We start from the raw sequence: 9,031 nt of genomic DNA, 5'->3' as shown, positions 1-9,031 counted from the left end.
CGCCGCGACCGAAGAAACGGATATGTACACCACACCACCACTCAAATCCTGCGTCTACGCCCCAACTGCGGAATCCCCACCGCAGGCGCCACAGCCACCCGCTCCACCCGCCTCCCAACCACCCCCGCCAACCCCACCACCGTCGGCTGACTGAACAACGAGCGAGCATCCACCTCCAACCCCGCCTTACGCATCCGCGCCACCACCCCCACGGCCAACAACGAATGCCCCCCCAACTCAAAGAAATGATCCTGACGCCCCACCCGATCCAGCTTCAACACCTCCGCCCAAACCCCAGCAATCACCGTCTCCACCTCCCCCCGAGGCGGCTCATAGGCACGGCTCAACACCGCGTCCACCCCAGGCGCCGGCAACCCCTTGCGGTCCAGCTTCCCCGCCGGATTAAGCGGCCACGCCTCCATGTGCACAAACGCCGAAGGCACCATGTACTCAGGCAACCCCTCCACCATGTAACGACGCAACGCCTCAAGCCCCGGCACCGCGTCACGCACGGTGAAATACGCCACCAACCGCTCATCCCGAATCAACACCGCCACCTCACGCAACGCAGGATGCGCCGCCAACCGCGCCTCCACCTCCCCCAGCTCCAGCCGCACCCCACGCAGCTTCACCTGAAAGTCATTGCGCCCCAGAAACTCCAGATTCCCATCCGGCAAATACCGCACCAGATCCCCGGTGCGATACAACCGATCCCCCGCCACAAACGGACTATCAATAAACCGCTCCGCCGTCATCTGCGCCAACCCCAGATACCCGCGAGCCACGCCCACCCCGCCGATATGCAACTGCCCACTGCACCCCAGCGGCACCGGCCGGTCATGCTCGTCCAGCACATACAACCGGGTATTGCTGATCGCCCGCCCTATCGGCAACTGCAACGCGGGCACCGGCGCTCCCGGCTCCAGGGTCCAGGCGCTGCTGTCCACCGTCGCCTCGGTCGGCCCATAAACGTTGTGCAAACGCACCCCGGGCAACCGCGCCTGAACCCCACGCGCCAGGGCTTCGGTCAACTCGCCGCCACCGCATAAGACGTCGGTCAGGCTGGTGCAGTAAGCGGACTCCTCCAGTTCCAGAAACTGCTGCAACATCGCCGGCACAAACTTGATCACGCTGATCTGTTGCTCACGAATCACCTGCGCCAGGTACGCCGGTTCACGGTGCCCATCGGGACGCGCCAAAACCAGGCGCATGCCATTGGTCAACGGCCAGAACAGCTCCCACACCGAACCGTCAAAACTGAACGGTGCCCGCTGCAACAACGCGCCACCCTCGGCATTCGGGCACAGTTGCGAACCCCAGTGCATCAGGTTGCCCAGGCCGCGATGCTCGATCATCACGCCCTTGGGCGTGCCAGTGGAGCCGGAGGTGTACATCACGTATGCCAGGTTGCCGACGCTCAGCCCCGGCACCAAGGGGTTGCCTTCGGGCGCGTGCTGCCAGGCGCAGTGGTCGAAGTCGATCACCGGTATCGACACCTCCCCTGGCAAATCACGGGTCGCGCCGTGTACCAGCAACGCCACCGGCGCGCTGTCTTGCAGCATGTAGGCGAGACGCTCGCGGGGGTAGCCCGGGTCCAGCGGCACATAGGCACCGCCCGCCTTGAGGATGGCCAGCAAGCCCACCACCAGGTCCAACCCGCGCTCGACACACAGCGCCACCCGCGAATCAGGCTGCACGCCGCGCTCGCGCAGGTGATAGGCCAGGCGGTTGGCGCGTTCGTTGAGTTGGCGATAGGTCAGCTGTTGCTCACCGGCCTGCACCGCCACTGCATGGGGGGTGTGCCGAGCATGGGCTTCGAACAGGGCGTGGACGGTCTGGTCCGCGGGGTAGTCGGTTTCGCTGGCGTTGAAGTCCACCAGTTGCTGTTGCAGTTCGGTCGCGGGCAGCACCTGCACGTCGAACAGCGGCGCTTCGGGCGTCTCCACCAATCCCGTCAGCACCGTGCCGAGGTAGTCCAGCAGGCGCTGGGCACCGACCTTGCGGGGTGCCTTGGCCTTGAGCCGGAAACCGCTGGCCAGGTCATCCACCGTCAGCATCAGCGGGTAGCTGAGGATGTCTTCGCTGCTCAGCAATTGGATGCCGGGCTGCAGCTCCTGGAGTGCCTCGGCCGAGGCATGCCGGTAATTCAGCAGGCTGTTGAACAGCGGCGTGACGCCGCTGCAACGCTGGGCCAACGCCAGGGAGGCTTGCTCATGGGCGAGCAAGGCGCTGAGTTGCTGCTGCGTCTGCTTGATCGCCTCACGCACCGTTAACCCGGCCAGGCGCACCCGCAGCGGCAAGGTGTTGATGAACATGCCCAGGGCACGGTCAGCGCCCTCACCGGCCTGCAAACGTCCCAGCAGCACCGTACCGAAGACCACATCGTCACGGCCCGAGACGCGACCCAATACCTGGGCCCAGGCCAGATGAAACAGGCTCGCCGCGCTGACACCCAAGGTGCGCGCCTGCTCACGCAGCCGCTGGCCGAGTGCGTCGGGGAGCAGCATATCGGCCTCCTCGGTCGCGTGGCGATCCGCCTGGCGCTCCTGCAAACCGAAGGCCAGGGTTGGCTCATCGACATCCGCCAGCCGGTCGCGGAAGAACGCTTCGTGTGCGGCCTGACGCTGCGGTGAACGGGTCTGGGCGACCACGTTGCGATAGGGCACCGGCTCCGGCAGTTGCGGTTGCTGGCCGAGCAGGTGTGCCTGGATTTCCGCCATCAGTACTTGCGTTGATGTGGCGTCGTTCACCAGGTGATGGAAACGCAGCATGCCCACCCAACGGCGGTTCTGCGGGTCTTCGGCGTAATCCAGGGCCATCAGCGGCGCCTTGCGCAAGTCCAGTGGCCGCTGGCGTTCGCGCAGTTGATCGAGGATTGAATCCCCCTGAAGGGCCACTGGTTCCACGTCCAGAAGCGCCTTGCGCCACACCACTTGCATCGGTTGCTCGATGGCATCCCACGCCAGGCTGGTGCGCAGGATGTCATGGCGGTCGATCACCTGTTGCAGTGCCTGGGCGAAGGCATCCAGCTGTTCACGGCAAGCAAAGCTGAACATCGCGTGTTGCTGATACGGATCGCGTTCGTCGGTGATGTGGTGATAGAGCAAGCCCTCCTGCAACGGCGCCAGCGGGTAGATCTCCTGCACATTGGCGGCGCCACCGGGAATGGCGGCGACGATGCGCTCGATCGTCGGTGGGTCCAGCTCGGCCAGCACCAGCAGGTCCGGGGTAATCAATGTGCAACCGGCAGGAACACGGTTGGCCGGCACCTCAAGCTCGGTGCCCTGGCCGACCGCTGCCGCCAGCGCGGCCAATGTCGGTTGACCGAACAGCACCTGCACGTCCGCCTGCAACCCGGCCTGGCGCATGCGCTGCACCAGTTGCACCGCCAATAACGAATGGCCACCCAACTCAAAGAAATGGTCATGCCGCCCCACTTGTTCGACATGCAGCACCTCGGCCCAGATCTGCGCCAGGGTGATTTCCGTGGCGCTTTGGGGGGCTTCGTAGACGCGGCTGACAAACGCATCGGCACCGGGTGCCGGCAAGGCCTTGCGGTCGAGCTTGCCGTTGGCGGTCAGGGGCAACGCGTCCAGTTTTACGTAGGCCTGCGGCACCATGTAATCCGGCAAGCATGATCTGAGATGAGCGCGAAGCTGTTCAATCGCTACCGGCGCATGCTCGGTGAACCAGGCCAATAACTGCCCCTCACGCACAAGGACCACCGCTTCAGTGACACCCTCATAACCCGCCAGGGCGGATTCGATTTCGCCCAGTTCGATACGCACGCCGCGAATTTTTACCTGGTCGTCGTTGCGCCCCAGGTATTCGAGATTGCCGTCCGGCAGCCAGCGCGCCAGGTCGCCGGTGCGGTACATGCGGCCCGGGTTGAAGGGATCATCAAGGAAACGCTCGGCAGTCATTTCCGGACGGTTCAAATAGCCGCGCGCCACGCCTTTACCGCCGACGTACAACTCGCCCGCAATGCCGATGGGCACCGGCCGCTGCTGGTCGTCCAGCAGATAGGCCGTGGCGTTTGCGATGGGCTTGCCGATGTGCAGCGGCTGCCCGACCTCAACCAGGCCAGAGGTGGCAACCACGGTGGCTTCCGTGGGACCGTAGTTGTTGATCACCGCGAAACTGCGCGCCGTGTTGAACTGGCGCAGGCGGTCGCCACCAATCAGCAAGGTGCGCAGGGTCGGGTGTTCGAGGTTCTGGCTGAAGGCGTACTCGGCCACCGGCGTGGGCAGGAAGCACACGTCCAGCGGCTGAGCGCGCCACCACTCAAGCAGTGCGTCGATGTCTTCGGCACCGTCGTGGGCCGGCGGCAGGTGCAAGGTCGCCCCCACGCACAACGCCGGCCACACTTCCCAGGCCATGGCGTCAAACCCGAATCCGGCAACGCTGGCGGTATGGCTGCCCGCGTGCAAGTCGAAGGCCTGGCAATGCCAGTCCACCAGATTGGCCACGGTGTGGTGTTCCACCATCACGCCCTTGGGCAGGCCGGTGGAGCCCGAGGTGTAGATCACATAGGCAAGATTGGCGGGCGTCATCGCTACTTGTGGGTTGCTCGCCAACTGCGCCGTGGCGTGATCCAGATTGATCACCGGCACGCTCAATGCCGGCAAGCGCGGGAGCAGATCGGTCTGCGTCAGCACCGCCACCGGCGCGCTGTCATCGAGCAGGTAGTTCAGGCGCTCGGCGGGATGGGCCGGGTCCACCGGCACATAACAAGCGCCGGACTTGAGAACCCCCAGCAACCCCACCAGCGTCTCCAGGCCACGCCGGGCGACGATCGCCACACGGTCGTCAGGCTTTATCCCCAGCACCAACAGCTGATGCGCCAGGGCATTGGCCCGTTGATTCAACGCGGCGTAGGTCAGTCGCCGGCCCTGGTACACCGCAGCTACCGCATGCGGGGTCAACGCGGCCTGGGTTTCGATGCGCCCGTGCAGGGTTTGCGCGGCCGGGTAAGCTTGGGCCGTGGCGTTCCAGCGTTGCAACTGCGCGGTTTCCTCAGGCGTTATCAATGAGCAATCAGCCAGGGGCCGCGCCGGACTTTCCAGACCTTGCTCCAGCAGATACACCAGGCGTTCGGCCAGGGCCTGCACCTCGTGCTGCTGGAAATACGCCTCGTTGTAGACGCAGTGCAGGCACGCCGTGTCGTGGTAGCGATTGCTGCGCAGGTGAATCGCAAGCGGCAATGGCTCATGGTGATTGGAGACTTTGATCGCCCGGGCCGATGCCTGGCCGTAGCGAAATTCATGGTCGTCCTGTTCATAGGACACCGACAGTTCGAACAGTTGGCCACGGTTGGCGCTCAGCAAACCCAACTCGCGATTCATCTCGCTCAGGGGGAAACGTTGATGCCGGAAATCCTGCTTGAGTTGGTCGCGCACGCCACGTACCAAGGCGCTGAAAGGCAGGTCGTCGCTGAACTGCAAGCGCACGGCACTGACCTGGGTAAACAGCCCCAGGGTCGAACGGAATCGCGCGTTGGAACGGTTGAGAATCGGCAGCCCAAGCACACACTCCTGGCGCTGGGCGGTACGGCTGAAGTACAGGTAGATCGCGGCCAATAACACATGGAACGCCGACGCCTGGTAATGGTTCGCCATCCGCGTCATGCGGTTGAGCAACGTTGCCGGAAACGGTGCCACACAGGTGCTGCTCGGTGCCTGGCCCTTGGCATGGTAACGGGGCGTCAGCAGCGGCTCGGGCAGCGCCTGGTATTTGTCCAGCCAGTAGCTGCGGTCCCGGGCGTAACGGGCCGACTCGCGATAGCGTTCATCGTTGTCGATGAAGTCGATATAGGACGGCGCCGACAGGTCCGGTTGCCGGCCTTGCTCCAGGGCGCTGTAGATACCCGCAAGGGATTGCAGCATCTGGCCGAAACCCCAGCCGTCGAGAATCAGGTGATGGGCCTGGGTGCCGAGGCGGTAATGCTGCTCATCGAGCTTGACCAGGAAGAAGCGGAACAAGGGCTCGTCGAGCAGCGCGTAGGCCCGGGCCATTTGCGCCTGCAGCAACGCCTCGGCCGCCGCCTCGGGATCGGGCTGCCGCGAGACGTCATGCTGCGGCAGCGACACCACCATCGCCTCGGCAAACGCCTGCCGAGGCAAGCCATCGGCCGCCACCTGCAACACCGTACGCAACGCGTCGTGCTTGGCCACCAATTGCTCAATAGCCCGCTGGATCAATGCGGGATTCATCGGGCCTGTGAGGTCGACATAGCCGCCGATGTTGTACAGCGGCGAGTCGCCGAGGCGCAGTTGGTCCAGCCAGATATCCCGCTGGGCGGCGGTCAGGGGGAAAAGCGTCATAAGATCCTTCTCATGTGAGGTGTCGATAAGGCGCACAACGCCCCATTGAGGCGAAATCAACGGGATTTAAGCATCGCCCCGGCGGACCGTATGTCACCCGAAACCCGGACAGCCAGGTACCGCGCCGGGGTTGGCTGATGGTTCAGTGCTGAATCGATTAAATGGCTGTAGGAAATTGGCTATCCCTGGCCGCTGCCTGACAGCCAAGCATTTTCATATAAATCAATAAAAACGTTTTATATCAACTAGTTAATAGACTCTAAAACACCCTTCCTGTGCGGCCCCACCTTATTTGTCCGTCAGAAATGACGAAATAATGGCGCGTTTTTTATGGCAGGTTGTGTCCCTCGTTTCCGCTACATACGTAGGACAAATCCCCGTGGCTAAATGAAGCCTCGAGCACCGACCCAGGTTCAAGGAGAACGGGAGGCCTGCACACGGACGGGGGCAACCGTCGACGGTTTTCGACATCAAGGATGAGATGGCTATGAGTCTGACCAGCAGTATTCGAAATATGGAAAGTCCACATTTTTATTTCGAGTTGGGGGAATTGATTTCCAGCACAGGCACTGAACACTTCGCAGCGAACATGCTGCAACTGGTCAACAAGCTGGTACCGGTTCACCTGGTGGACCTCAGTGAATGGACCCTCGACGAGCACCAGGCCTGCGTGCTCGATATCAAGTTACTCGGCAGCGATGGGTTGAAGCAGGACTTGCCACCACCGCGCACCCTGCATCACCGCGACGATCATCCGCTGCTGAAAAAAATGCTCGGCATGAACGACCCGCTGTTGATCCAGATGAATGCCAAGGCCAACAGCACCCATGCCCGGGGCACTTCCCATCAGTGCAACCTGGTCTCGCGCCAGGCCAATCGGCGGTGCGTGATTTCGTTCTATCGGCCCCACACCCAACGCGCCTTCTCCCTGGCGGAGTTGTCGTTTCTCAAGAGCCTTTCGGAAACCTTGCTGCCCTTGATCGAGCGCCATGCGCAGATCAATCGACAGGCAGCGGTGGTGGCGCCCGAGCCCTCTAAAACCCTGTTGGAGCAGTCGCAATTGCAGCGCGAATTCTATAAACGCCTGTCACTCAGTGACATCACCTTATCGGCCCGGGAACAGGAAGTGTGCCTGGGATTGTTGACCGGCGGAACCGTGCCGCAGATGGCCGAGAAACTCAGCGTAAAAAACAGCTCCATCGAAACCTACCTCAAGCGCGCGGCGGCCAAACTGGGCGTGAGTGGCCGGCATGGCCTGGCCAAATGGATGGTTGGCGCGTGATGAAAAAACTGATGCTCGGCGTGGCGTGTGTGCTTGGCGGTTGTTCACTGATCCCGGACTATCAGCGCCCCGAGGCGCCAACGCCCGCGCAGTACCCGGTGTACAACGCGGACCGGGTGGGCCCCTCGGCCGCCGGGCCCGACTGGCAGCAACTGTTCCGTGACCCGGTGATGCGGCAGTTGATTGGCCAAGCCCTGGTGAATAACCGTGACCTGCGGGTGGCGGCGCTGAATGTCGAAGCGTTCCAGGCGCAATACCGCATCCAGCGCGCGGACCTGTTCCCGGCGGTGTCTGCCACGGGTGCCGAAAACCGGCAGAAAGTCCCACGGCGTGCCACGGGCACCGGCAAATCGGCGATCACCTCCACCTACTCCGCAACGCTGGGCGTGAGCGCCTATGAGCTGGATTTTTTCGGCCGCGTGCGCAGCCTCAGTGAACAGGCGATGCTGCAATACCTGGCCACCGAAGAAGCCCGGCGCAGTGCACAACTGAGCCTGGTGGCCAACGTGGCCAACGCCTACCTGACCTGGCGCGCCGATCAGGAACTGTTGGCCCTGGCTCAGCAGACTCTGGCTTCGGACGAACACAGCCTGCGCCTGACCTCCCGCAGCAAAACGGCGGGCAAGGCGTCATCGATCGATGTGATCCAGGCCCAGACCAGCGTCGAGAGCACGCGAGCAAGCATTGCCCGCTACCAGCGCCAGGTGGCCCAGGACCTCAACAGCCTGGCGTTGCTGGTGGGTGGCCCGGTGCCGGATTCTCTGCCGGCGCAGCCGCTGTCCGCCGACCTGGTGGCGCGCGTGCCGGCCGGGTTGCCGTCGGACCTGCTGCAACGGCGGCCGGATATTGTCCAGGCCGAGTATCAGCTTCAAGCGGCCAACGCCAATATTGGCGCGGCGCGGGCGGCGTTTTTTCCTTCGGTTACGCTGACGGCCAATGCGGGCACCTCCAGCAAGGATCTGTCGGGATTGTTCCAGGGGGGGTCGGGGAGTTGGGCGTTTCAGCCGCAGATCAATCTGCCGATCTTTAATGCGGGGAGTCTGAGGGCCAGCCTGGATTACGCGAAGATTCAGAAGAACATCTTTGTCGCGCAGTATGAGAAGTCGATTCAGACGGCGTTTCAGGAGGTCTCGAATGGGCTGGCGGCGCGCCAGACGTATAACGAGCAACTGGCGGCGCAGCGGGATTTTGTGCGGGCCAACCAGAAGTATTACGACTTGGCGCAGCACCGGTACCGCAGTGGAGTGGACAGTAATCTGGTGTTTCTGGATGCGCAGCGGTCGTTGTTCAGTTCACAGCAGGCGTTGATTGTGGATCGGTTGGCGCAGTTGGTGGCGGAGGTGAATTTGTATACGGCGTTGGGAGGGGGGTGGGATTTGGGTTCCGCGGGGGTTGGGGTTGGGGTCGGGGGCATATCCGTTTCTTC

Annotated in this window: 3 protein-coding genes; 2 read left to right on the top strand and 1 reads right to left on the bottom strand. The window is 63.0% G+C overall.

Going from position 1 to position 9,031, the window contains the following annotated elements:
* Positions 1 to 41: 41 nt before the first annotated feature.
* Positions 42 to 6,323, bottom strand: a complete 6,282-nt coding sequence (locus LIY45_RS30235; protein ID WP_226478662.1) for a non-ribosomal peptide synthetase — start codon at positions 6,321 to 6,323, stop codon at positions 42 to 44.
* A gap of 487 nt (positions 6,324 to 6,810) precedes the next feature.
* Here LIY45_RS30235 and LIY45_RS30230 point away from each other — a divergent pair, with 487 nt between their 5' ends.
* A complete protein-coding gene (locus LIY45_RS30230; RefSeq protein WP_063028797.1) occupies positions 6,811 to 7,605 on the top strand; it encodes a helix-turn-helix transcriptional regulator in 795 nt (264 codons plus the stop codon).
* Positions 7,605 to 9,031, top strand: a 1,427-nt coding sequence (locus LIY45_RS30225; RefSeq protein ID WP_226478661.1) for an efflux transporter outer membrane subunit, incomplete at its 3' end; no start/stop codon positions are given. The genes LIY45_RS30230 and LIY45_RS30225, both read left to right, overlap by 1 nt.

Source organism: Pseudomonas sp. MWU16-30323, from assembly GCF_020515595.1.
In the GTDB taxonomy this organism is placed as follows: domain Bacteria; phylum Pseudomonadota; class Gammaproteobacteria; order Pseudomonadales; family Pseudomonadaceae; genus Aquipseudomonas; species Aquipseudomonas yamanorum.
This window is presented reverse-complemented; position numbering and strand designations above follow the sequence as displayed.

Excerpts from the sequence above, each read along its gene's own strand:
- LIY45_RS30235 (WP_226478662.1), bottom strand. The coding sequence starts at position 6,323 with ATGACGCTTTTCCCCCTGACCGCCGCCCAGCGGGATATCTGGCTGGAC.
- LIY45_RS30230 (WP_063028797.1), top strand. The coding sequence starts at position 6,811 with ATGAGTCTGACCAGCAGTATTCGAAATATGGAAAGTCCACATTTTTAT.